Annotated in this window: 21 protein-coding genes; 12 read left to right on the top strand and 9 right to left on the bottom strand. The window is 72.8% G+C overall.

Going from position 1 to position 23,151, the window contains the following annotated elements; genetic code table 11:
- Nucleotides 1-5 precede the first annotated feature (5 nt).
- Complete coding sequence (locus ACGFYU_RS29435; RefSeq protein ID WP_393830333.1) at nt 6-2,126, top strand: endo-beta-N-acetylglucosaminidase; 2,121 nt, start codon at nt 6-8, stop codon at nt 2,124-2,126.
- A gap of 7 nt (nt 2,127-2,133) precedes the next feature.
- On the opposite strand, the gene ACGFYU_RS29430 is transcribed toward ACGFYU_RS29435, so the two are convergent.
- Together ACGFYU_RS29430 and ACGFYU_RS29425 are read right to left on the bottom strand one after the other, a co-directional pair.
- Nucleotides 2,134-3,546, bottom strand: coding sequence for an ATP-binding protein (locus ACGFYU_RS29430; RefSeq protein ID WP_393830332.1), 1,413 nt, complete (start codon nt 3,544-3,546; stop codon nt 2,134-2,136).
- A gap of 12 nt (nt 3,547-3,558) precedes the next feature.
- Nucleotides 3,559-4,263, bottom strand: coding sequence for a response regulator transcription factor (locus ACGFYU_RS29425; RefSeq protein WP_393830331.1), 705 nt, complete (start codon nt 4,261-4,263; stop codon nt 3,559-3,561).
- 294 nt (nt 4,264-4,557) lie between these two features.
- Between ACGFYU_RS29425 and ACGFYU_RS29420 the strand changes: the two genes are divergently transcribed.
- The 8 genes from ACGFYU_RS29420 (at nt 4,558) to ACGFYU_RS29385 (ending at nt 10,812) form a co-directional block, all read left to right on the top strand.
- Nucleotides 4,558-5,343 (top strand): amino acid ABC transporter ATP-binding protein, encoded by a 786-nt coding sequence (locus tag ACGFYU_RS29420; protein WP_382649082.1) that lies wholly within the window; start codon nt 4,558-4,560, stop codon nt 5,341-5,343.
- An 87-nt stretch (nt 5,344-5,430) separates the two neighbouring features.
- The gene (locus tag ACGFYU_RS29415; protein ID WP_393830330.1) at nt 5,431-6,285 is read left to right on the top strand and encodes a glutamate ABC transporter substrate-binding protein; all 855 of its coding nucleotides are present in this window, start codon (nt 5,431-5,433) and stop codon (nt 6,283-6,285) included.
- 82 nt (nt 6,286-6,367) lie between these two features.
- The gene (locus tag ACGFYU_RS29410) at nt 6,368-7,042 is read left to right on the top strand and encodes an amino acid ABC transporter permease (protein WP_393830329.1); all 675 of its coding nucleotides are present in this window, start codon (nt 6,368-6,370) and stop codon (nt 7,040-7,042) included.
- The gene (locus tag ACGFYU_RS29405) at nt 7,039-7,932 is read left to right on the top strand and encodes an amino acid ABC transporter permease (protein ID WP_393830328.1); all 894 of its coding nucleotides are present in this window, start codon (nt 7,039-7,041) and stop codon (nt 7,930-7,932) included. The genes ACGFYU_RS29410 and ACGFYU_RS29405 overlap by 4 nt, the downstream gene beginning before the upstream one ends.
- Before the next feature lie 153 nt (nt 7,933-8,085).
- Nucleotides 8,086-9,678 (top strand): FAD-dependent monooxygenase, encoded by a 1,593-nt coding sequence (locus ACGFYU_RS29400; RefSeq protein WP_393830327.1) that lies wholly within the window; start codon nt 8,086-8,088, stop codon nt 9,676-9,678.
- A 41-nt stretch (nt 9,679-9,719) separates the two neighbouring features.
- The gene (locus ACGFYU_RS29395) at nt 9,720-9,806 is read left to right on the top strand and encodes a putative leader peptide (RefSeq protein WP_311318651.1); all 87 of its coding nucleotides are present in this window, start codon (nt 9,720-9,722) and stop codon (nt 9,804-9,806) included.
- Between the two features lie 77 nt (nt 9,807-9,883).
- A complete protein-coding gene (locus ACGFYU_RS29390) occupies nt 9,884-10,420 on the top strand; it encodes a cysteine dioxygenase (protein ID WP_393830326.1) in 537 nt (178 codons plus the stop codon).
- On the top strand, nt 10,417-10,812 hold the full coding sequence (locus ACGFYU_RS29385) for a rhodanese-like domain-containing protein (RefSeq protein WP_393830325.1): 396 nt from the start codon (nt 10,417-10,419) through the stop codon (nt 10,810-10,812). The genes ACGFYU_RS29390 and ACGFYU_RS29385 overlap by 4 nt, the downstream gene beginning before the upstream one ends.
- 339 nt (nt 10,813-11,151) lie before the next feature.
- Here the strand turns inward: ACGFYU_RS29385 and ACGFYU_RS29380 are convergent, their stop codons facing one another.
- The 3 genes from ACGFYU_RS29380 to recA all read right to left on the bottom strand — a co-directional run bounded on the left by ACGFYU_RS29380 (nt 11,152) and on the right by recA (nt 15,443).
- Nucleotides 11,152-13,698 (bottom strand): FtsX-like permease family protein, encoded by a 2,547-nt coding sequence (locus ACGFYU_RS29380; protein ID WP_393830324.1) that lies wholly within the window; start codon nt 13,696-13,698, stop codon nt 11,152-11,154.
- A 74-nt stretch (nt 13,699-13,772) separates the two neighbouring features.
- A complete protein-coding gene (gene recX / locus ACGFYU_RS29375) occupies nt 13,773-14,327 on the bottom strand; it encodes a recombination regulator RecX (protein WP_393830323.1) in 555 nt (184 codons plus the stop codon).
- Nucleotides 14,328-14,330: 3 nt separating this feature from the next.
- The gene (gene recA, locus ACGFYU_RS29370) at nt 14,331-15,443 is read right to left on the bottom strand and encodes a recombinase RecA (RefSeq protein WP_393830322.1); all 1,113 of its coding nucleotides are present in this window, start codon (nt 15,441-15,443) and stop codon (nt 14,331-14,333) included.
- A gap of 223 nt (nt 15,444-15,666) precedes the next feature.
- On the opposite strand from recA, the gene ACGFYU_RS29365 reads away from it, so the two are divergent.
- On the top strand, nt 15,667-16,428 hold the full coding sequence (locus ACGFYU_RS29365) for a Clp protease N-terminal domain-containing protein (RefSeq protein ID WP_393830321.1): 762 nt from the start codon (nt 15,667-15,669) through the stop codon (nt 16,426-16,428).
- On the opposite strand, the gene ACGFYU_RS29360 is transcribed toward ACGFYU_RS29365, so the two are convergent.
- On the bottom strand, nt 16,376-17,470 hold the full coding sequence (locus ACGFYU_RS29360) for an AI-2E family transporter (RefSeq protein ID WP_393830407.1): 1,095 nt from the start codon (nt 17,468-17,470) through the stop codon (nt 16,376-16,378). The genes ACGFYU_RS29365 and ACGFYU_RS29360 overlap by 53 nt on opposite strands.
- Nucleotides 17,471-17,660: 190 nt before the next feature.
- The gene (locus tag ACGFYU_RS29355) at nt 17,661-17,855 is read right to left on the bottom strand and encodes a DUF3046 domain-containing protein (protein ID WP_393830320.1); all 195 of its coding nucleotides are present in this window, start codon (nt 17,853-17,855) and stop codon (nt 17,661-17,663) included.
- 81 nt (nt 17,856-17,936) lie between these two features.
- Between ACGFYU_RS29355 and ACGFYU_RS29350 the strand changes: the two genes are divergently transcribed.
- Nucleotides 17,937-18,902 carry a hypothetical protein gene (locus ACGFYU_RS29350; protein ID WP_393830319.1) on the top strand — a complete coding sequence of 322 codons (966 nt, stop codon included), beginning with the start codon at nt 17,937-17,939 and terminating at the stop codon, nt 18,900-18,902.
- Here the strand turns inward: ACGFYU_RS29350 and ACGFYU_RS29345 are convergent.
- Together ACGFYU_RS29345 and ACGFYU_RS29340 are read right to left on the bottom strand one after the other, a co-directional pair.
- Nucleotides 18,871-19,179: an AzlD domain-containing protein gene (locus ACGFYU_RS29345; RefSeq protein WP_393830318.1), complete on the bottom strand. Its 309-nt coding sequence runs from the start codon at nt 19,177-19,179 to the stop codon at nt 18,871-18,873. The genes ACGFYU_RS29350 and ACGFYU_RS29345 overlap by 32 nt on opposite strands.
- Entirely contained in the window at nt 19,176-19,877 is a 702-nt protein-coding gene (locus tag ACGFYU_RS29340; protein ID WP_393830406.1) for an AzlC family ABC transporter permease, read from the bottom strand. Before ACGFYU_RS29340 ends, ACGFYU_RS29345 begins: the two co-directional genes overlap by 4 nt.
- Nucleotides 19,878-19,995: 118 nt before the next feature.
- Here ACGFYU_RS29340 and ACGFYU_RS29335 point away from each other — a divergent pair, with 118 nt between their 5' ends.
- Nucleotides 19,996-23,151 carry a hypothetical protein gene (locus ACGFYU_RS29335; protein ID WP_393830317.1) on the top strand — a complete coding sequence of 1,052 codons (3,156 nt, stop codon included), beginning with the start codon at nt 19,996-19,998 and terminating at the stop codon, nt 23,149-23,151.

Here is a 23,151-nt window from a genome sequence, read left to right as displayed (position 1 = left end):
GCCCCATGTCCGAGACCGACAACGGCGTCGACCACCCTCGTAGGTCCCCCTCCTCACACTTACGCCCGACCCGGCGCGGCCTGCTCGCCGCCGGGGCGGGGGCGGGCGCCGCCGCCCTGCTGGGCGCGGCGAGCCCGGCCTCGGCGGCCGCCGAGGGTGGCACCACCCCGCCCGACCTGGCCCCGTACGCCTCGTACTGGTTCCCGGACTCCCTGCCGAAGGGCGCCCCCGGCCCGGGCATCGTGTGGCGCTCGCTCAGGCAGTGGACCCCCGAGAGCGACCCGGACCTCGCCCACAACACCGCCACCGTGCCCCTCGCACCGCGCTTCACCCCGGTGCCCGCGCATCCCGAAGCCCGTGCCGGGCAGGCCCGGATCGCCTCCCTCGTCTCCTTCGGACCCACCTCCCGCAACCCCGCGCAGGGCTCCCCCACCGCCGACCACTACGCGCTCACGCACTGGGCGTACATCGACGAACTGGTCTTCTGGGGCGGCTCCTCCGGCGAGGGGATCGTGCTCGCCCCGAACGCGCCCGTGGTCGACGCCGCCCACCGCAACGGGGTGCGCGTGCTCGGCAACGTCTTCCTGCCGCCCGTGCCCTACGGCGGCGACCTCCAGTGGACCCGCGACCTGGTCCAGCGGGACTCCCTCGGCCGCTTCCCCATCGCCGAGAAACTCGCCCTGGTGGCGCGGACGTACGGCTTCGACGGCTGGTTCGTCAACGCCGAGACCGACGGCGGGGACAGCGAACTCGCCACCCGGATGCGGGAGTTCCTGCGCACCCTGCGGGCGGCCGGCGAGCCGCACGGCCTGCGGATCACCTGGTACGACGCCATGGACTCCACCGGCCGCGTCGGCTGGCAGGGTGCGCTCAACGAGCTGAACCAGGAGTTCTTCGAGGACCGCCGCGGCCCGGTCGCGGACACCGTGTTCGTGGACTTCCGCTGGACCGCGCGGACGCTGGCGGACTCGGGCGCGCTCGCGGAGCGGCTCGGCCGCTCCCGCCACGAGCTGTGGGCTGCGGTGGACACGGAGTCGAACGGCTGGAATTCCGCGGTCCGCTGGGACGCGATCATCCCGCGCGGCCGCGACCACGTCGTCAGCTACGGCTTCTACCGACCCGAGTGGACCCGGAACCACCTCACCGACCGCTCCCCCGGCGCCTTCCACCGCGCCGACGACCGGTTCTGGACCGGCGAGTCCCTCGATCCGTCCCGCCCGGCGCCCGGGGCCACCTGGCGGGCCCCCGCCGCGGCCGTCGCCGACCGCTCCACCGTCACCGCTCTGCCGTTCGCCTGCGCCTTCAACACCGGGCACGGGGAGCGCTGGTACGAGGCCGGCGAGGTCACCTCCGAGACCCCGTGGAACCACCTGGGGCTCCAGGACAGGCTGCCCGGGCGCCGCTGGGTCGTGGACACCGCCGGGGAACGGCCCTCCGTGACCCTGGACTTCGCGCGCGCCTGGCGCGGCGGCTCCAGCCTGCTCGTCGCCGGGCGGCTGACCGCCCCGGCCGCGGTCGGGCTGCACTGCACGCGGCTGCCGCTGACCCGGTCGACGGTCCTGGAGCTGGTGCACGCGACCGAGTCGGGCCCGGTCACGGTGGAGGTGGGGGTGGCGACCGGTGAGCCGGCCACCCCGGGCGGCCCGATCCCGTACACCTGGCTGAAGGCGGAGACGCCGGGCTCGGGGCAGGCGTGGCGCACGACGCGGGTCGGGCTGTCGGCGCTGGCCGGGAGGACGGCGTACGCACTGGCCGTACGGATCACCGGACTCGGGAAGAGAGCCGTGGCCTGGCGGCTCGGCGCCGTATCGGTACGCGACGACACCCACGGGCGGCGGCCGGGTGCTCCGAGCACCCTGACCGTGGACGCCTCGGCCCGACACGACGGCAAGGCCTCGCTCCGCCTGTCGTGGCGCCGGGCAGCCGGGCGGGTGCGCCACTACGAGGTGTCCCGCGTCCTGCCGGACGGCACCCGCCGCTTCCTCGGCGGCACCTGCGGCACGGCCCTCTACGTGACCGCCGTCGAACGGGCGGGCCGGGAGCGGGCGGCCGTCTTCGAGGTCCGGGCCGTGGACGAGCTGTACGCGCTCTCCGCCGCGGCGCGCACCACCCTCGCCTGGTCCTAGGGGGTGTCTAGGCGGTGTGCGGGTCGGTGCGCGGGACGGTCACCGTCACCCGCAGCCCGTGCGGCGGGTTCGTCTCGTAGGCGAGGGACCCGCCGCCCGAGGCGAGCAGGGCGCGGGAGATCGACAGGCCGAGCCCGGAGCCCTTGATGTTCTGGTGCCGGCCGCTGCGCCAGAACCGGTCGCCGATGCGGAGCAGCTCCTCCTCGGTGAGGCCGGGGCCGCGGTCGGCGACGACCACCCGCACGGTGCTGCCGGCGGCCGAGACCGACACCTCGACCTCCTCACCCGTGGGGGTGAACTTGAGGGCGTTGTCGATGACGGCGTCGAGCGCGCTGGACAGGGCGACGGGATCGGCCCAGCCGGTGACGGCGGTCCGGCCCGTCCCGGTGAGCCGTACGCCCTTCTCCTCGGCGTACGGCCGCCAGGCGGCGATCCGCTCGCCGGTCAGCGCCCCGATGTCGGTGAGGCTGATCTCGGCCGAGGCGTGCTCGGCCAGCGCCAGGTCCAGCAGGTCGTCCAGGACCTGGGTCAGGCGCTTGCCCTCGGCGCGCACGGAGGCGATCTCCTCGTTCCCCTCGGGCAGTTCGAGGGCGAGCAGCTCGATCCGCAGGAGCAGCGCGGCGAGCGGGTTGCGCAGCTGGTGGGAGGCGTCCGCGACGAACGCCCGCTGCTGCTCCAGTACCTCTTCGACGTTGTCGGCCATCTCGTTGAACGAGCGGGCCAGGCGTTGGAGTTCCGGCGGCCCGCCGGCGGCCGCGACGCGCGAGTTCATCCGCCCGGTGGCGATGCCGTGCGCGGCCGCGTCCAGGGTCTGCACGGGCTTGAGGACCCAGCTGGTGAGCCGCAGGGCGGCGCCGAAGGCGAGCAGCATGGCCGCGGCGAGCCCGGCCGCGATGATCAGCCAGCCCCGCAGGATCCGGCCGCGCATCTGGTCGGTGGGCGATTCGGTCGCGACGACGGCGACCACGTCCCCGTCGAGGACGACCGGGGAGGCGACGAGGAGCTTGCCGTGGGTCTGCCAGGGCCACACCTGGGCGGGGTCGTGGCTGCGCCGTCCGGCCAGCGCCTCCTCGAAGGCGCGGCGGCCCTCGCCGGATTCGGGGAGCTGCCACCAGCCGGGGGCGCGGGCCATGGCGTTGTCGTCGCGCAGGAAGATGCCGACGCGGATGCCGTACAGCTCCTGGTAGCGGGCCAGTTCGAGCTGGAGGGTCTCGCGGCGCTCGTCGGCCCCGGTGGATCCGGAGCCCTCGGCGTCGACGACGAACTGGGCGAGGGCGGCGAAGCGGGCGCTGTCGTCGATGCGGTCGACGACCACCCGCTGCTGCTGCCCGGCGGCCAGGCTCACGGCGAGCGGGAAGCCGAGGGCGAGCAGCACGCCCGCCATCAGGACGACGAGCAGGGGGAGCAGCCGGGCACGCACGGCAGGGCCCCGCTAGGGGGCGGCCGGGGTGACGAGCCGGTAGCCCACCCCGCGGACGGTCTCGATGAGGGCGGGCATGCGCAGCTTGGAGCGCAGCGAGGCGACGTGGACCTCCAGGGTCCGCCCGGTCCCCTCCCAGCTGGTGCGCCACACCTCGCTGATGATCTGCTCGCGGCGGAAGACGACCCCGGGCCGCTGCGCGAGCAGGGCCAGCAGGTCGAACTCCTTGCGGGTGAGCGGTACGTCGGTGCCGTCCACGCTGACCCGGCGGGTGGGCAGCTCGATGCTGACGGGCCCGAGCCGGACCAGGGCGGGGGCGCCGGTCCCGTTGGCGGCGGCTTCCTCGGAGCCACCGGTGCGCCGGGCGACGGCGTGGATGCGGGCGAGGAGTTCGCCGGTGTCGTAGGGCTTAACGACGTAGTCGTCGGCGCCCATGTTCAGGCCGTGGATCCGGGAGCGCACGTCGGCCCGCGCCGTCACCATGATGACGGGCGTGGCGGTGCGCTTGCGGATCTTGCCGCACACCTCGTAGCCGTCCTGGTCGGGCAGGCCGAGGTCGAGCAGGACCACCCCATAGGGCGGGGCGCCGGCTGGCAGCAGCGCCTGGAGGGCCTCCTCGCCGTTGCGGGCGTGGGTGACCTGGAAGCCGTGCCGGGCGAGGATCGCGGACAGGGCGGCGGCGACGTGGTCGTCGTCCTCGACGAGCAGCAGTCTCATGTCGTCCCCCTCTCCTCTTCTTCTCGCATTTCGGACTCCGTCTTCGGATTCCGTACATCGCAGGGCCACCATGCATCCACGCCGATGCGGACTCCCACGTCAAGGGGGTTCCGGTCCGGCGCGCCTTCCGTTATCCACCCGGTACGACCACACGGCCCACCGGGCCGGTGCCGCGCACGGAGCGTATCGGGGTGAGGCCGGATCGTTATGCTCAATTCTCCCTCAGATGTGATGACGGTGTGCGCGCTTCGTCACTACTGTCCTCCCAACCGAGGAGGACGGAGCAAGAAGCCGATGAGCGGAGTATCAGTGACCAAGGACGTGCAGGACGCGGCCGGTGCCGCGGACGACCTGGTCGTACTGAGCAACGTCAACAAGCACTTCGGCGCGCTGCACGTGCTTCAGGACATCGATCTGAGCATTGCCCGCGGTGAGGTCGTCGTGGTGATCGGTCCTTCGGGATCGGGCAAGTCCACGCTGTGCCGGACCATCAACCGCCTGGAGACGATCGACTCGGGCACCATCACCCTCGACGGCAAGGAACTGCCGTCGGAGGGCAGGGAGCTGGCCCGGCTGCGCGCCGACGTCGGCATGGTCTTCCAGTCGTTCAACCTCTTCGCGCACAAGACGGTGCTCCAGAACGTCATGCTGGGCCAGCTCAAGGTCCGCGGGACGGACCAGGCGACCGCGCTGGAGAAGGCGAAGTCGCTGCTGGACCGGGTGGGCGTCGGCTCGCAGGCCGACAAGTACCCGGCGCAGCTCTCGGGCGGCCAGCAGCAGCGCGTGGCGATCGCCCGCGCGCTGGCCATGGAGCCGAAGGTGATGCTGTTCGACGAGCCGACCTCGGCGCTCGACCCGGAGATGATCAACGAGGTGCTGGAGGTCATGCAGCAGCTCGCCCGGGAGGGCATGACGATGGTGGTCGTCACGCACGAGATGGGCTTCGCCCGCTCCGCGGCCAACCGGGTTGTCTTCATGGCGGACGGAAAGATCGTCGAAGAGGCCGCGCCGGAACAGTTCTTCAGCAACCCGCGCAGCGACCGCGCCAAGGACTTCCTGTCGAAGATCCTGCACCACTGACGGTCTTGTCTGGTAGTGATCCTCTGGCGGCTCAGAGCACACCAGTCGCTCGTCGTACAACAACGTCTCATCCGAGGGAAGTTCACCATGAAGCTTTTCAAGGCCGGTGCGGCCGCAGCCGTGGCCGCAGTTCTCGCCCTGACCGCGACCGCCTGTGGCGGCAGCAGTGACAAGGCGGGCAGTGACGGCGGCGCGACCGGTGGCGCCAAGAAGGACAAGATCGTCATCGGTATCAAGTTCGACCAGCCGGGTCTGGGCCTCAAGAACCCCGACGGCAAGTTCACGGGCTTTGACGTCGACGTCGCGACGTACGTGGCCAAGGAGCTCGGCTACCAGCCCGACCAAATCGAGTTCAAGCAGGCCGTCAGCGCCGAGCGCGAGAACCTGATCTCCAACGGTGACGTCAAGCTGGTCGTCGCGAGCTACACGATCAACGACAAGCGCAAGGCCAAGGTCGACTTCGCCGGCCCGTACTTCCTGGCCCACCAGGACCTGCTGGTCCGTGCCGACGACACCTCGATCACCAAGGCAGAGGACCTCAACAGCAAGAAGCTGTGCTCGGTCACCGGCTCCACCTCGGCGCAGAACGTCAAGGACAAGCTGGCCCCCAAGGCAGACCTGCTGCAGCAGGGCGGCTACTCCGAGTGCCTCACCGGCCTGGAGAACAAGTCCGTCGACGCGCTGACCACGGACGACTCGATCCTGGCCGGTTACGCCTCGCAGGACAAGAACAAGGGCAAGTTCAAGCTGGTCGGCCTGAAGCTGAGCAACGAGCCCTACGGCATCGGCCTGAAGAAGGGCGACACCGAGCTCCAGACCAAGGTCAACGCCGCCCTCAAGAAGATGGTCGCGGACGGCGCCTGGGAGGCGGCCGTGAAGAAGAACTTCGGCCCGGCCGACTACAAGAACGAGCCGGCCCCGCAGATCACCGAAGGCAGCTGATTCATCGGTGAGAGGTGTCGCCGCCCGCCTGCCACGGGCGGCGGCGCCCTCACCGGCCATCCTGGGGAGAGCGCAGGACAACGTGTTCGACTTTCTTACTTCCGGGCAGTACGACGTGCTCGGAGCCTTCTGGGTGACGGTTCAACTCACCCTCTATTCGGCGGCCGGATCGCTGGTCTGGGGCACCGTCCTGGCCGGGATGCGGGTCAGCCCGGTCCCGCTGATGCGGGCATTCGGATCCGCGTACGTCGACATCGTGCGCAACACGCCGTTGACCGTCCTGATCATCGGCTGCTCGCTGGGCCTGAACCAGACCCTCGGCGTCACGCTCGGCGGCGGCACCTTCAAGGAGATCGGTTTCCGGCTCGCCGTCCTCGGCTTCGTGGCGTACACCGGCACCTTCGTCTGTGAGGCGATCCGCTCGGGCATCAACACGGTGCCCGTGGGCCAGGCCGAAGCCGCCCGCGCACTGGGTCTGAGCTTCTTCCAGGTGCTCACGCTGATCGTGCTCCCCCAGGCCTTCCGGGCGGTCATCGCGCCGCTCACGAACGTACTGATCGCCCTCACCAAGAACACCACGGTGGCGGCGGCCATCGGCGTGGCCGAAGCGGCCCTGCTGATGAAGGAAATGATCGAGAACGAGGCGGACGCGCTCTTCGCGGTGTTCGGGGTCTTCGCCCTCGGCTTCGTCCTGCTGACCCTGCCCACCGGCCTGCTGCTGGGCTGGGTGGCCAAGCGAGTGGCGGTGAAGCGATGAGCTCCGTGCTGTACGACACCCCGGGCCCCAAGGCCAGGGCGCGCAACTGGATCTACACGGCGATCTTCGTCGTGGTGGTCGGGCTGGTCCTGTGGTGGGTGCTCGGCGCCATGGCCGACAAGGGCCAGCTCGAGGCCGACAAGTGGAGCCCGTTCGTCACCGACAGCCAGGTCTGGACGACGTACCTGCTGCCGGGCATCGGCGAGACGCTGAAGGCCGGCCTCATCGCCATGGTCATCGCGCTGCCGCTGGGCGCGATCCTCGGTATCGGGCGGCTCTCCGACCACCGGTGGGTACGGATCCCCGTCGGCACCTGGGTCGAGTTCTTCCGCGCCATCCCGGTGCTGATGCTGATGCTGTTCGGCTCCGCGCTGTACGTGCGCTTCGGCACCGTCAGCTCCGAGCTGCGGCCGCTGTACGCGGTGATCACCGGTCTGGTCCTGTACAACTCCGCGGTCATCGCCGAGATCGTCGTCGCTGGCATCCAGTCGCTGCCGCGGGGCCAGACCGACGCGGCCAAGGCGATCGGCATGCGCAAGGGTCAGATCATGGCGAACGTCCTGGTCCCGCAGGCCGTGACGGCCATGCTGCCGGCGCTGGTCAGCCAGCTCGTGGTGATCCTCAAGGACACCGCGATCGGCGGTGCGGTGCTGGGCCTGGGCGAGCTGCTGTCGATGAACCGGCAGATCTCGGCGAACTTCAGCAACACCATCCCGACACTCGTCGTGATCGCCCTGCTGTACATCGTGGTCAACTTCACCCTCACCACCTTCGCCTCCTGGCTGGAAGGCCGGCTGCGGAAGTCGAAGAAGAGCACCGGCGCGGTCGTCGCCGGCGACGTGGCCGAGGTCGACGCGGGCGGCGCGGCCGGTGTGGGCGAGGCGCCCTGACGCCCGGTCAGTACACTGGCGTGACACGTGTGGTGCGGCGGGAGTCACCCGTCGCACCACTCGGCGTTGTCCCGACCTGTGTCACTTGACGCAGGCACCTCCAGTGGGTTGCATACGTTCTGTGATCACATACCGGACACCGGGAGCCACATCATGGACCCGGTGATCGTCGTCGGCTCCGGGCCCGTCGGGCTGTCCCTGTCCCTCGCCCTGGCCGGCCAGGGTGTGCCCTCCGTCCTGCTCGACGAGGGGCCCGGCAAGGACGAGCCCCGGCCGGCCCGTACGGTCGTCCTGCACGCCGACACCGCCGCCATGGCGCACCGGCTGGGCTGTACGACCCTGCGCGACGAGGGGGCGTACTTCGCCGCCTGGCGGACCATGCGGCGCGGACGGCCCGCGCAGCGGATCACCTTCGAGGACCACCCGGCCCCTCTGCACCTGCCGCAGCACGCCCTGACGCGCGGGCTGCGCGACGCCGCCACCGCGCACCCCCTCGTCCAACTGGTCACCGACAGCAAGCTGGACGCCCTGGAGCAGGACGGCCGCGGGGTCACCGCGCACACCCGGGGCGCCGAGACCACGTGGTGGCGCGGGAGTTACCTCGTCGGCTGCGACGGCGCCCGCTCCACCGTCCGCAAGCTCCTCGGCATCCGCTTCCCCGGCCGCACCGCCGTCGAGCGGCACGCCGTGGCCGCGCTGCGCACCGAACTGCCCTGGCCCGGCGAGGCCCTGCTGGACCGCAGCCCGCCGCAGGAGGTCACCTCGCGGCCGCTGCCCGACGGGGTGTGGCGGCTGGACTGGCTGCTCCCGGCCCGCGGCGAGCTCGTGACCCCCGACGCGCTGGTGGCCCTCATCCGGGACACCCTCGCCGGGTGGTGCGGGGGCACGACTCCCCCGTACGACCTCATCGACACCGGGGTCCAGACCCTGCACCACCGGCTGGCCCGGCGCTGGCGCGACGGCCGCGCCTTCCTCGCCGGCGACGCCGCGCACCTGCTGGGGGCCCTCGGCACCCAGGGGGTCGAGGAGGGGCTGCGGGACGCCGAGAACCTGGCGTGGAAGCTCGCACTGGCCTGGCACCAGGGGGCCTCCGAGGCCCTGCTCGACAGCTACGAGGACGAGCGGCGCACGGCGGTCGCGGCCCGGCTGCGCGCGGCCGACCAGGCGTTGCCCGTGCTGCGCGGCGGGGGCGGCCTGCGCACCCTCCTGTCGGGCGCCGCCCGTACGGGGGAGACCCTCCTCACCGACGGGCACCTGGGGCGGGGGCCGCTGGGCGGGGAGCCGACGTACGCGCCGCCCGTGGCCGTACGCGAGGTCCCGACGGCCACGGAACCGGGCGGACCGGTGGCGAACGTGCCGGTGACCGCGCCCGACGGCGCCACGGTGCCGCTGCGCGACCTGCTGGGGCAGGGCCGGCTGCTGGTGGTCCTGGTCGCGCCGGGCACCGGGGTCTGGGACCGGCGCCACTGGCTCGGCGCCGGCCTGATGCCCCGTCTGGCGGCGGCGGTGAGCGCCCTGCCGGTCCGCACCGATCTGCTGGTCGCGGACGGCTACCCGGGGGCTCCGGCACACACCGTGCTCCTGGTCCGGCCGGACGGGCACCTGGCGGCGACCTTCGCGGGCGTGCGGCCCGCGGAGCTGTACGAGGCCGCCGACGCAGTCCGGGCGGGCGCGCCCGGGTCCCGCTTGCCGGGGTTGCCGGCACCGACCACGGCGCCGCGCACGACTCCGACACCGACCACGTGATCGATTGACCGTCCCCGCGGGGTCGTGGTTCACTCGCGGGCATGACCGGCAACGACGTACGCCTGTGGCGGAGGGTCCATATGGACCTGCTCCGCTACGCGGGCTGCGTGTGTCGCCCTTCCTGCTGATTCGCCCTTCCCCCTGCGCGCCCCATGCCGTCATCGGCCCGCGCGCACCTCCGCGAACCCAGGAACGGTCTCCTTCCATGTCTGCACCCACGCACGCCCCTGCCCCCACACCACTGGGCGGGGGCCCCTCGGCGGCGGAACTGCTCGCCTTCGCCCTCGACACGGCCGCCAACGCCTCGATCATCGACTCCCTCCCGCTCGACCCCGAGGGCCGCACCTGGATCCGGCTGGACGGGCCCGCCGGCAGCGAGGCCTGGGTGATCGGGTGGCCGCCGGGCACCGGCACCGGCTGGCACGACCACGCCGATTCGCGGGGCGCGTTCGCCACCGCCCGGGGCCGGCTCACCGAGCACTCCCTCGCCGTACGCCTGCCCTCCGAGGGCTGGCGGTCGCTGGAACTGGCCCACGGGGTGGACCGCACCCGCAGCCTGGGCCCGGGGACCGGGCGGGCCTTCAAGGAGCACCACGTGCACGAGGTCCTCAACGAATCCCGGGCCGAGCACGCGATCTCGGTGCACGCGTACTACCCGCCGCTTCCGCTGATCCGCCGCTACAGCCGCAGCGGCCCGGTGCTCCACCTCGAGCACGTCGAGCGCCCGGCGGACTGGCAGTGACCGCCGTGACGCCGGTCGGCATCGACGACCTCCTGGAACGGGTCCGCGCGGGCTACACCCGCATCGACCCACAGGAGGCCTACACCGCCTCCCTCGCCGGCGCCCTACTGGTGGACATCCGCTACCAGGCCCTACGGGAGCGGGACGGTCTGATCCCGGGTGCGCTGGTCGTGGAACGCAACGAACTCGAATGGCGGCTTGACCCCCAGGGCTCCCACCGGGCCCCCGAGGCCACGAGCCACGACCTCCAGGTGGTGGTCATCTGCAACGAGGGCTACGCCTCCAGCCTCGCGGCGGCCTCGCTCCACGCCCTGGGCCTCCACCGCGCCACGGACCTGACCGGCGGCTTCCAGTCCTGGAAGTCAGCCGGCCTCCCCGTGACCCCCGCCTGACCCCGGAGCACCCCGCGCCCGCTGCCCTCGGGGGTGGGGGCGGGTGCGGCTCGGAGGTCAAGGGTGCCGCTGCGCGGAACGGGTCCCCTACCCAGCTGGATGTGCCCGGTCGGGGTCGGGGACGGGGTGGGGTGTCGGCCGGGACTAAAACGAGATGAATTCGGCGCAGGCTCCCGTCCAACACAACAGACCCGGACGGGGCGCCGAACATCGAAGCCCGTCCCGGACGACACCCCACCCCGGCCCCCGCCCCGACCCCACGAAGCCCCCACCAGGCGGCCCGGCCGGGGGCCCGGGCCCCGGCCCCCCGCGGCAACCCCAGCACAGGCCCTCGACGGCTCAGCCCTTGGCCGAGGCCACGTCCACCGGGCGAACCCGGAGTGCCGCCCGGCCCGGGAGGGCAGTGGCCGGGAGGGCCAGCAGACCGGCCAGGCCCACCACACCGGCGTAGGCGACCGGCAGCACCGCCGGAGCCGCCACCCCCGTCATCCCGACGCTGAAAGCGGTCAGCACAGCCAGCGCGATCCCCGACCCCAGCACCACCCCGATCAGCACGACCGCCACCGCTTCGGCCCGCAGCATCCGCAGCACCTGCCGACGCTTGGCCCCCGCCAGCCTCAGCATCCCGAACTCCCGCACCCGCTCAGCCGTCGACATCGCCAGGGTGTTGACCACCGCGATCGCCGTGAAGGCAAGCACCAGCCCCATCGCCAGCAGGTTGATCTCCGCTCCCGCATCGGCCCGCGCGGCCCGCACCTCGTCCGCGTCCCGCGCGGACAGCACCGCCACCCCCGGGAAGCCCGCGACCGCCGCCGCCAACCGCTCCCGCCCGGTGCCCGGTTCCGTCGCCACGAGCACGCTGCCGGCCAGGGGGTTGTCCACGTGCGCGGCCACCAGCCCGTGCGGCAGCGTCAGATCGCCGAAGCCCAGCCCCCGCGCGTACACGGCGGAGACGGTCAGCGTCACCGGAGTCCCGTCCCCGAGCGTCAGCTTCAGCGGGCTCCCCGGCTTCAGCCCAAGCTGCTCGGCGGCCAGTTCGCTCACCGCCGCGCTGCCCTCCCCGAAGCCGTCCAGGCCGCCGCCGGTGACCTCGGGGTCCCAGGTCCGGGTCAGCCCGGCCGGGGTCACGCCCTGCGCGCCGTACTTCGTCAGGCCCACCCGTACCGACGTGTGCACGATCTCGGTGGCCGCCGTGACCCCGGGCGTACGGCGGATCCGCTCGGCGGCCTCCCCCGTGACGCCCGGCCCCTGCGCGGCCAGCACCCATCCGGCCCGGACCCCGTCACGGGCCTGCGCCCGGGCGGCGTCCCCGAGCGTGGGGGTGATGAAGAGCACGGTGCAGGTCATGCCGACCAGCAGCGCGAGCGGGGTGACGGCGGAGGCCATCCGGACGGCGTTGCCGCGCAGGTTCGCGGTGGCGAGGTGGCCGCCCGCCCCGGCCAGCCGCAGCGGACCGGCGAGCAGCGCGGTGGCGGCCCGTACGAGGAGCGGGCCGAGCAGCGAGACGGCCCCGGCCAGGACGACCACGGCCAGGAAGGTGACCGGGGTGGACGCCGGCTCGGTGCGCAGACCGGCGAGCACCACGACCAGGACCGCCCCGCCGGCCAGCAGCAGTACGCCGAGCACGCTCCGGATCCACGCGGGCCGGCGCCCTTCGAGCGCGGCTTCGGCGAGCGCCTCGGCAGGCCGGATCCGGGCGATCCGCCGCCCGGTGATCCGCGCGGCGGCCCAGGCTCCGAGGAGGCTCGCGCCGACGGCGGCGATCATCGGGAAGATGCCCGCGGTGCGCTCCAGGGCGGTGGGGACGACCCCGCTGTCGACGAACCGGCCGTACAGCCAGGCGGCGAGCGGCAGTCCGGCGAGCGCCCCGGCGACTCCGCCGGCCAGGCCGACGAGCAGCGCCTCCCGGCCGATCATGCTCCGCAGTTGGCGGGGCGTGGCGGCGACGGCCCGCAGCAGGGCGAGTTCGCGGTGGCGCTGCTGGACGGAGAGGGCGAAGGTGCCGACGACCACGAGGATCGCGACGAGCAGCGAGGTGCCGCCCATCGCGCCGCCCATGGAGACCAGCTTGATCCGGGCCCCGGCGGCGTCGAGGAACTCCACGGGCCCGCGCTCGTCACCGGTGCTGACCTGCGCGGTCGTGCCCTTCAGGGCCTGTGCGAGCTGCCCGGCCAGCTGGCCGGGGTCCACGCCGGGGGCGGGCAGTACGCCGATGGCGCTGACCTGCCCGTCGCGGGCGGCGAGCCGCTGGGCCTCGGCGTCGCCGAAGAAGAGCGCGCTCTGCTGTGCGAGGTCGCCGGGGGCGGTCTTCGCGACGCCGCTCACCCGGTACGTCTTCGGCGCGCCGGTGGACTGCACGGTGAGCTCGGAGCCGGGCTTCAGCCCCGCGCGGGCGGCCAGCGCGTGGTCGACGACGACTTCGTCGCCGCCCTGGGGGGCTCGGCCCTCGGCGAGGGTGAAGGGGGTGAGGACGGCGGAGGTCCAGGCGTGCCCGTACGAGGGCTTCGCGTCGCCCGCCGGTGCCTTGACCAGGGGGACGGCCTGGAAGGTGAGTTCGGGCACGGCCCGCTCGACGCCCGGCACGGACCGCACCGTGTCCAGGGTGGCGGCGGGGAGCCAGGCCCGCTCGGCGACGGGCTTGGCCTTGTGCTTCTCCTTGGTCTTGCCCTTCTTCTCCTTGACCGTGGTCTCGTGGACGTTCTGGTCGGCGGAGACGAGGACCGGCGTGGCCGCATAGCGCTCGGTGCCGATCTTTCCGCGGAGGCCCGTTTCCAGGAGCGTGCCGCACGCGGTGATGAGGGCGGCCGCGCACAGGAGCGCGACGAAGGCGCCGAGGAAACCGGCTTTGCGGTCTCTGACGGTCTGAAGGGCGTAACGCAGCATCATGCGGTCAACTCTGCCGCCGGGCCCGCCGCCTGACATTGGCGTACCCCGGCGTCTGCGCCCGGGGGTTAGCCCTACTACTCCAGACCGTCGGTCTCCTCGCCCTCCGCTTCCAACGCGCGGCGGACCACCCGCAGGGCCATGCCCTCCGGGTATCCCTTGCGGGCGAGCATCCCGGCGAGGCGCCGGATCCGCTTGTCGCGCTCCAGGCCGCGGGTGGAGCGGAGCTTGCGCTCCACGAGCTGCCGGGCGGTCTGCTCCTCCTGCTCGGAGTCGAGCTGTTCCAGGGCCTCCTCCACGAGGGTGGCGTGCACCCCCTTGGTCCGGAGCTCCTGCGCGAGCGCCCGGCGGGCCAGACCCCGGCCGCGGTGCCGGGACTCGACCCAGGCTCCGGCGAAGGCGGCGTCGTCGATCAGGCCCACCTCCTCGTACCGGGAGAGGACCTGCTGTGACACCTCCTCGGGGATGCCCCGCTTGTGCAGGGCGTCCGCGAGCTGGCGCCGGGTGCGGGGGCTCCCGGTGAGCAGGCGCAGGCAGATCGCCCGCGCCTGCTCCTCGGGGCTCTGGGGCGGCAGTTCCGGGCGGCCTTCACGGCCGCCCCGGCTCCCGCCGCCCCCTTCCTGCTCCCGCACGGGTCAGCTCTTGGCGACGGCGGCCTTGGCCGCGGTCTTGGCCTTCGTCGCCGGGGCGGGCACGGCGGCGGCAGCGGCGTCGGCCGGAGCCTCGGCGGCCTCGTCCGCGGCGGCGTCCTTGCGCACGCCCACGCCGAGCTTCTCCTTGATCTTCCGCTCGATCTCGTTGGCGAGATCCGGGTTGTCCTTCAGGAAGTTGCGGGCGTTCTCCTTGCCCTGGCCGAGCTGGTCGCCCTCGTACGTGTACCAGGCGCCGGCCTTGCGGATGAAGCCGTGCTCCACGCCCATGTCGATCAGGCCGCCCTCGCGGCTGATGCCCTGGCCGTAGAGGATGTCGAACTCGGCCTGCTTGAAGGGCGGCGCGACCTTGTTCTTCACGACCTTGCAGCGGGTGCGGTTGCCGACCGCCTCCGTGCCGTCCTTCAGGGTCTCGATGCGGCGGATGTCGATGCGCACCGAGGCGTAGAACTTCAGCGCACGGCCACCGGTGGTGGTCTCCGGCGAGCCGAACATCACACCGATCTTCTCGCGGAGCTGGTTGATGAAGATCGCGGTGGTCTTGGACTGGTTGAGCGCACCGGTGATCTTCCGGAGCGCCTGGCTCATCAGACGGGCCTGGAGACCCACGTGCGAGTCGCCCATCTCACCCTCGATCTCGGCGCGGGGCACCAGGGCCGCCACGGAGTCGATGACGATCAGGTCGAGGGCGCCGGAGCGGACGAGCATGTCCACGATCTCCAGCGCCTGCTCACCGGTGTCCGGCTGCGACAGGATGAGGTTGTCGGTGTCGACGCCGAGGGCCTTCGCGTACTCGGGGTCGAGCGCGTGCTCGGCGTCCACGAAGGCGACGGTGCCGCCGGCCTTCTGCGCGTTGGCCACGGCGTGCAGGGTCAGGGTCGTCTTACCGGAGGACTCCGGCCCGTACACCTCGATCACGCGGCCGCGGGGCAGCCCGCCGACGCCGAGGGCGATGTCCAGCGCGGTCGACCCGGTGGGGATGACCTCGATGGGGTCGTTCGGCTTGTCGCCGAGGCGCATGACCGCACCCTTGCCGAATTGCCGTTCAATCTGTGCGAGCGCGGCGTCGAGAGCCTTCTCGCGGTCGGTGCCTGCCATGGGTTCCACCCGGTTTGCTTGAGTCGATCGCTTCACGCCATTGACGCTAATGCCTGCCACTGACAATGCGCCTCCACGACCGGTTCGGCTGTGGATAACTCATCAGAATGGATGTTCGATTTCCCTGTCAAGCGCGCCACGCGGGACCCACCCGAGACGCGCGCGGCGCGAAGTGACAACCCAAGGTTGACGCCCTCTCGACTGTCAACCTACGGTTGCACTTATGACGAACCCTTCAGTGGAACCCGTTCGCATGACCAATCCGGTACGCCTCGACGACCTCATCGAGGCCATCAAGAAGTCCCACAGCGACACCCTGGAGCAGCTCAGCGGAGCCGTCGTCGCCGCCGAGCACCTCGGCGACGTGGCGGACCACCTCATCGGCCACTTCGTCGACCAGGCCCGCCGCTCCGGCGCCTCCTGGACCGACATCGGCCGGAGCATGGGCGTCACCCGCCAGGCCGCCCAGAAGCGCTTCGTCCCGAAGGCCGACAAGGAGGGCGACGCCGGCCTCGACCCGAGCGCGGGCTTCGCCCGCTTCACCCCCCGCGCCCGCAACGTCGTCGTGGCCTCGCAGCAGGAGGCCCACGCCGCCGGCGGCACCGAGATCTGCACCGGCCACCTGGTCCTGGGCCTGCTGGCCGAGCCCGAGGGGCTCGCCGCGCTCGCGCTCGCCGCCCAGGGGGTCGCGGCGGACGACGTGCGCGCCGCCGTGACCGCCACCCTGCCCCCGGCGGCCGCGGAGGTCCCCGCGCTGATCCCCTTCGACGCCAACGCCAAGAAGGCCCTGGAGCTCACCTTCCGCGAGGCGCTGCGCCTGGGCCACGGCTACGTCGGCACCGAGCACATCCTGCTCGCGCTCCTGGAACTGGAGGACGGCGAGGGCGTGCTCAGCGGCCTCGGCGCGGACAAGGCCGTCACCGAGGCGACCGTCACCGAAGCCTTGGCAGCCGTACTCGGCGACGCGGACGGCGGCGCCGAGTAGGGGCGTCCGCGTCCTTGGTCAGCGCGTACCGCTTCACGTACGCGCCGAGGAACGCCTGCAGCGTGGCGACGGCCGGGATGGCGACGAGCGCCCCGACCGCGCCCAGCAGGGCGGTGCCCGCGACGACCGAACCGAAGGCCACCGCGGGGTGGATGTCCACCGTCTTCGAGGTCAGCTTCGGCTGGAGGACGTAGTTCTCGAACTGCTGGTAGACCACCACGAAGCCGAGGACGTACAGCGCGTACCAGGGGTCGACGGCGAAGGCGATCAGAATCGGCAGCGCGCCCGCCAGATAGGTGCCGATGGTGGGGATGAACTGGGAGACCAGCCCCACCCACACGGCGAGGGCGGGCGCGTACGGCACGCCGAGGATCACCAGCAGGATGTAGTGGGCGATGCCGGAGATCAGCGCCATCAGCCCGCGCGAGTACAGGTAGCCGCCCGTCTTGGTGAGGGCGATCTCCCAGGCGCGCAGCACCTCGGCCTGCTTCGCGGGCGGCAGTACGGAGCACAGCGCGCGCCGCAGCCGCGGCCCGTCGGCGGCGAAGTAGAAGGAGAACAGCCCGATCGTCAGCAGCTTGAACAGTCCGCCGAGCACGGTGGCGGACACGTCGAGCACGCCGCTCGCGCTGTTCTGCACGTACTTGCGCAGCCAGTCGGAGCGCAGCAGGCTCTCCTGGATCTCCAGCCGGGAGAACTCCGTGCGGAAGGTGGCGTTGATCGAGTTGATCACCCTGTCGAGGTAGCCGGGGAAGCCTTCCACCATCTCGATGATCTGTCCGGCGAGCATCGAGCCGAGCAGGGTGAGGAAGCCGGCGGTCGCGACGAACACCCCGAGGAACACCAGGAAGGTGGCGAGCCCGCGGCGCATCCCGCGGGCCGCCATCCGGGACACCGCGGGCTCGATCGCCAGCGCGAGGAAGAAGGCGATCAGGATGTTGACCAGCAGCCCGATCAGCTGGTGGAAGGCCCAGCTGCCGAGCTGGAAGCAGGCGACCAGGGCCAGTACGAGCACCACGGCGCGGGGCAGCCACGGCGGCATCCGCGCCTCCGCCCGGCCCCCGGCCGGCGGACGGCCGCCTCCGGACGGGCCGCGCGCCGGGTCGACCGGCCACGTCGGCGTCGTCTCCCCCGCTCCCCGGGGGGCTTCGGGCGGGTCCGTCGTCTCATCAGTCGCTGCCACGCGGCCAAGTCTGTCCCACCGGCAGCCCGTACCGTAAAAACTGCGCAGCTCAGCGCAGCGAAGCCGGCACGTCCATCGCCGAACACACGGCCCGCCACACGTCCTTGGCCTCCCAGCCCGCGTCCAGCGCCTGGTGGACGGTCCGGCCGCCCAGCTCCGCCATGACGTGGTCCCGCGCGAAGGAGTCCGCGTAGCCCGCACCGAAGTGCTCCGCCATCCGCTCCCAGAAAATCGTCAACCGCATGACCCCAGTATCCCGCCCCGGAGAGTGCACCGGCCCCGTTCGTCCCCCCTCGCCGCGTCACGGCGCCCTACGGTTTCTCGCATGCCTGGAGACGAAGCCCCCTCGTCGGCCGCCCTGGCCCCGCTGGCCCGCGCCGAGCAGTTCATCTGGCTCACGGCCCGCGTGCTGGAGCAGCGGCGGTTCGCGTTCCACTTCCTCGGCGGGGACGCCGATCCGGTGGACACAGCCCTCTGCTCCTACCTCAACGGCGACGGCGGCTACGGGCACGCGCTCGATCCGGATCTGCGCGGCCCGCTCAGCCAGCCCCTGCACACCGCGCACGCGCTGCGCGTCCTGGACAGCCTGGGCCGCTGCGCCGGTCAGCGCATCGAGCGGCTCTGCCGCCACCTGACCCGGGTCTCCACGCCGGACGGCGCGCTTCCGGTGGTCTCCCCGGCCCCGCGCGGCTACCCCGCGGCCCCCTACCACCCGGTCTTCGACGATCCGCCGGGCGAGCTGCTGACCACGGGCCCGGTCGTCGGCGTACTGCACCGCAACCGGATCTGGCACGCCTGGCTGTTCCGGGCGACGGACTTCTGCTGGGACCGGGTCGAGGGCCTGCGCCGCTCGCATCCGTACGAGATCCAGAGCGCGGTGGCCTTCCTCGACGGCTCCCCCGACCGGGCCCGCGCGGCGGCGGCCGCGGACCGGCTGGGCCGGCTGGTGCGCGAGCAGCGGCTCGTGGTGCTGGATCCGCGGCGGCGGCACGAGTACCCGCCCGCCCCGGGCTACGCGCCGGGCGAGCAGCTGTACCCGCACGACTTCGCGCGGCGCCCTGAGTCGCTGGCCCGCGCCTGGTTCACCGACGAGGAGCTGCGCCGCTCGCTGGACTTCCTGGCCGCCGAGCAGCAGGCGGACGGCGGCTGGCCGGTGCGCCGCCGGGCCTGGGCGCCGGGCAGCTCGCTGGAGCGGCGCCCGATCGCGACCCTGGAGGCCCTGCTCACCCTGCGGGCGTACGGTCGCCCGCTCGGCCCGGCTAGCCGCCCAGGGCCCGTACGCCCGCGGTGACGACGACGGCGGCCGCGACGACCAGCAGGAACGGGGCCCGCAGCAGCAGGGCGACCGCGGCGGCGGCGAGCCCGGCGGCGCGGGCGTCGAGGACGAGCTCGTGGCCGGTGCTGAAGGTCTGCTGGGCGGTGAGCGCGGCGAGCAGCGCGACCGGCAGCAGGGCGGAGAGGCGGCGCACCAGCGGCCGCTCCAGGGCCCCGGCGGGGACGAGCAGCCCGGCGAGCTTGACGGCGTAGCAGCCGACGACGGTGAGCCCGATGGCGATCCAGACGTTCACGAGCGGCGTCCCTTCATCCACAGCACGGCCGGCGCGGCCAGCGCGGCGATCAGTACGGGCACACCGGCGGGCAGCACCGGCAGGAAGGCGAGCCCGAGGACCAGCGCCAGGGCGGCGACGGCCCGCTCGGTGGCGGTCTTCAGCATCGGCGCGAGCAGGGCCAGGAACACGGCCGGTCCGGCGGCGTCCAGCCCCCAGGCGGAGGTGTCGCCGATGGCCTCGGCGCCGAGCGCGCCCAGCAGGGTGGTGAGGTTCCACAGCACGTACAGGCTGAGCCCGGTCAGGCCGAACCCGAGGCGGGCCGACTTCCGGTCGGGCTGCGCCAGCGCCACGGCGGTGGTCTCGTCGATGACCCAGTGCGCGGCGAGGGGCCGCAGGGCGCGCGGCAGGGCGAGCAGCTGCGAGAGCCGCAGCCCGTAGAAGGCGTTCCGCGTCCCGAGGAAGAAGGCCCCGGCGGCGGCCGTGAAGGGGTTCCCGCCGGCGGCCAGCGCCCCGACCAGGGCGAACTGCGAGGCGCCGGTGAAGACGAGCAGGCTCAGCACGCAGGCCTGCGCCACGCTGATCCCCGCTCCGGCCGCGGTCACGCCGAAGGCGAACCCGGACAGCCCGACGGCCACCCCGACCCCGAGCGCGTCCCGTACGACAGCGGCCCGCGGCCGCTCGACGGCGACCCCCGCGGGGGTCTCCTGCATCACCATCCGTTGTTCTCCCACGCCCCGAAGCTATGCGGGGCGGGGCGGGCGGGTCTTGTACGTTCTTGCGCGCGGCCGGGCGCGCGTCCACCACGCACCGTGACGGCGACACTACGGTCGACGCATGCCAGTCTCTCCCGACCGGGCCCCCCGGCACCGGGCTCCCCGCTGGGCGGCCTTCCTCTGTGCGGCCGGACTGATCACCTCCGGCGCCCTGTTCATCCGGTACCTGCACGACCGGCCGCACGGCCTGGGCAAGCACCGGGAGCAGCTGCTCCAGTTCGCCGGTCATCGCGAGGAGGCGTGCGGGGCCGTCTACGAGCTGGGCCGGCGGTGTGAGACCAGCAGCGCGCGCATCGACGCCTTCCAGCACGCCATCAGCGCCGACAGCCACTGGCTGATCCCCTCGTACGCGCTGGCGCTCCTGTCGGTGTTCGGGCTGGGTGTCCTCTTCCTGTACCGGCTGGCGTCGCGGAGGTTCGCCTTCCGGGCGATGCTCCTCACCCCGGTGGCCGCCGCGGCGGACCTGGCCGAGAACGCCTTCCTGCGCAGCGCCCTGCAGCACATGGCCGACGATCCCGACTACGAGTTGGTGGCGGCGGCCTCGTTCGCGCTGCTGAAGTGGGCGCTCGTCGCCCCGCTGTTCCTCGCCGCGGGCTGGGTGCTCCTCACCCTGCTGGCCAGGTGCTTCACGGGGAGGGCGCAACTGCGGCTCTCCCCGAAGCCGCCGGTCCTGCCGGGAAGTCCGGGGATCGCGCGCCGGATGGCGCGGACCCGCGCGGTCGAAGGCGTCCGCCGGGCGGCCTACGGGGCGGGTTTCTGGGCGCTGTTGATCAGCCGCAGGATCCGGCGGCACGGCCCGCGGCTCCCCGTGCGCTTCGCCCACCGGCTCGCCCACGGCGCCGGCCGGGCGCCGGACGATCTGCAGATCGTCGTGCCGCCGGCGGCGCCGCACCGCTCCTCGCCCCTGCAGGACTGGACCGCGCCGCGGAGCGAGCAGAAGCCGCCGGAGAGTGCGCACCGCCGCTGGCGGAGCCGGGCCCTGCCCCTGCCCGGCCGCGAGGCGGCGGAGGTCGGCATCTGCGTGTCCGGCGGCGGGATCCGCTCCGCGTCCGTCACCCTCGGCGCCCTGCAGGCCCTGCGCGAGGCGGAGGTGCTGACCAAGGCGCGCTACCTGGTCTCCGTGTCCGGTGGCGGGTTCACGGCCGGGGCCTTCCAGCTGGCGCTGACCACGAGGCAGCCGCGGGACCGGCGGAAGGAACCTCCGCCGCCGGCCGACCTGGCGAAACCGGAGGACGTGTTCGCTCCCGGCAGTCCCGAAGAGCACCATCTGCGGCGGCACGCCAAGTACCTGGCGGACAGCCCGCAGGAGTTCGTACGGGCCCTGGCCGCGGCGCTGCGCGGGGTCCTCGTATCCCTCACGCTGCTGGCCCTGACCTTCACCGTGGCCGGGATCGCGCTCAACGAGTTCTATTCGCTCGTCCCCGTGATCGAGATCGAACGCTTCCGGCCGGGCGGCTTCGACCCCACCTCGGCCTCGGGTGCGTCCACGGGCGTCCGGCCCCTGTTCCTCCCCCGCTACGCCTGGCTGCCCATCAGCGGTCTGGTCGCGGTCGCCGGCGCGGTGTCCCTGGCGGCCTCCCTGCTCCGGCCGCGCACCGGGTCCGGGTGGCCCCGCTGGCTGCGGATCTCGGTGAAGGGCATCGTGTGGATGGCCGTCGGGATCGCGCTGTACGCCCTGCTCATCCCCCTGGTGCTGTGGTTCTTCGCCTGGCTGGCGCAGCGTCAGAACCTGTTCCCGGAAGGGACGCAGGGCGTGTCCCTCCTCGCCGGCCTCACGGCGGCCCTCACCTGGCTCGGCGCGATGTTCACCGCGCTGTACCAGCAGGTGAAGAAGATCCGGCCGGACGGCGAGAAGGCGGGCTGGTTCTCCGGGAGCGGCGCCTCGCTCGTCACCAGGGTCGGCACGGGCTGGCTCCAGCACCTCGTCGTGTGGGTGGTGCTCCTCGTGCTCGGCTTCGTCGGCCTCGCCGTGCTCTCCTGGTCCACCGTGCTGTCCGACCAGTGGCACTGGGGGTGGCGGCTGGGCCTGCCCGCCGCGCTGCTCCTCCTGGCCGTGGTGCTCGACCAGACCATGTGCAGCCTGCACCCCTTCTACCGGCAGCGGCTGGCCAGCGCCTTCTCGGTGCGGCGCGCGGTGCTGTGGGACGGCTCCGTCGGGGCACTTCCGTACGACTACCACGCGGAGTTGACCCGGCTGAGCACGCACGCCGAGCGGGTGAAGCCCTTCCCGCAGGTCATCTTCGCGGCGGCCGCGGCCCTGTCCAGCCGCAACCGCACGGCGCCGGGCAGGCCGGCCGTGCCCTTCACCTTCGCCTCCGACTACGTCGGCGGGCCGGACGTCGGCTGGGTCAAGACCTCCACCCTGGAGCGGATCTCGCACCCCCTCATCCAGCGCGACCTGACCGTCCAGTCCGCCGTCGCCGTCTCGGGCGCGGCGTTCGCGTCCACGATGGGCACGCAGTCGAAGGCGGTGCAGCGGCTGCTGGCCCTGTCCAACCTGCGTCTGGGCACCTGGCTGCCCAACCCGCTGTACCTCGCCGAGGTCGCCAAGTTCGCGCCGGACTGGACCATGCCCCGGCTGCCGCGGATGCGGCGGCTGCGCTACCAGCTGCAGGAGCTGATCGGGCTGTACTCGGACACCAGCCCCATGCTGCTGTGCACGGACGGCGGGCACATCGACAATCTGGGGCTGGTGGAGCTGCTGCGGCTGCGCTGCCGGAAGATCTACGTCATCGACTCCAGCGGCGACGTCCCCCCGCTGGCCACCACGCTCGCCCAGGCGATCGCGCTGGCGTACGAGGACCTCGGCGTGGAGATCACCTTCGACGGGCCGGACCAGAACATGCTCACGCTCGTGCCGGGCAGCGCCGAGAAACTGTGCCCGGAGGACCCGATGTCGGCCCTCAACGCGCGCCTCTCCGCGCGGTGCGTCGTACGGGGCACCATCCGCTACCCGGAGCCCATCGAGTTCACCCCGGGCGAGGCCGAGACCCGGGAGGGCACGATCATCTTCGCGAAGGCCAGCCTGACCACCGACATGCCCTACGAGCTGCTGAGCTACGCCCTCACCGAGAAGGTCTTCCCCCGCCAGAGCACCTTCGACCAGTCCTTCGACCACGACCAGTTCGACGCCTACCTGGCACTCGGCCGCCATCTCGGCGCCTCCGCCGCGGGCAGCCGGCCCGTCATGCGCGTCCAACCGCATCCGGGCCCGTAG

The sequence above is a fragment of the Streptomyces sp. NPDC048337 genome (assembly GCF_043201175.1).
Classification (GTDB): domain Bacteria; phylum Actinomycetota; class Actinomycetes; order Streptomycetales; family Streptomycetaceae; genus Streptomyces.
This window is presented reverse-complemented; position numbering and strand designations above follow the sequence as displayed.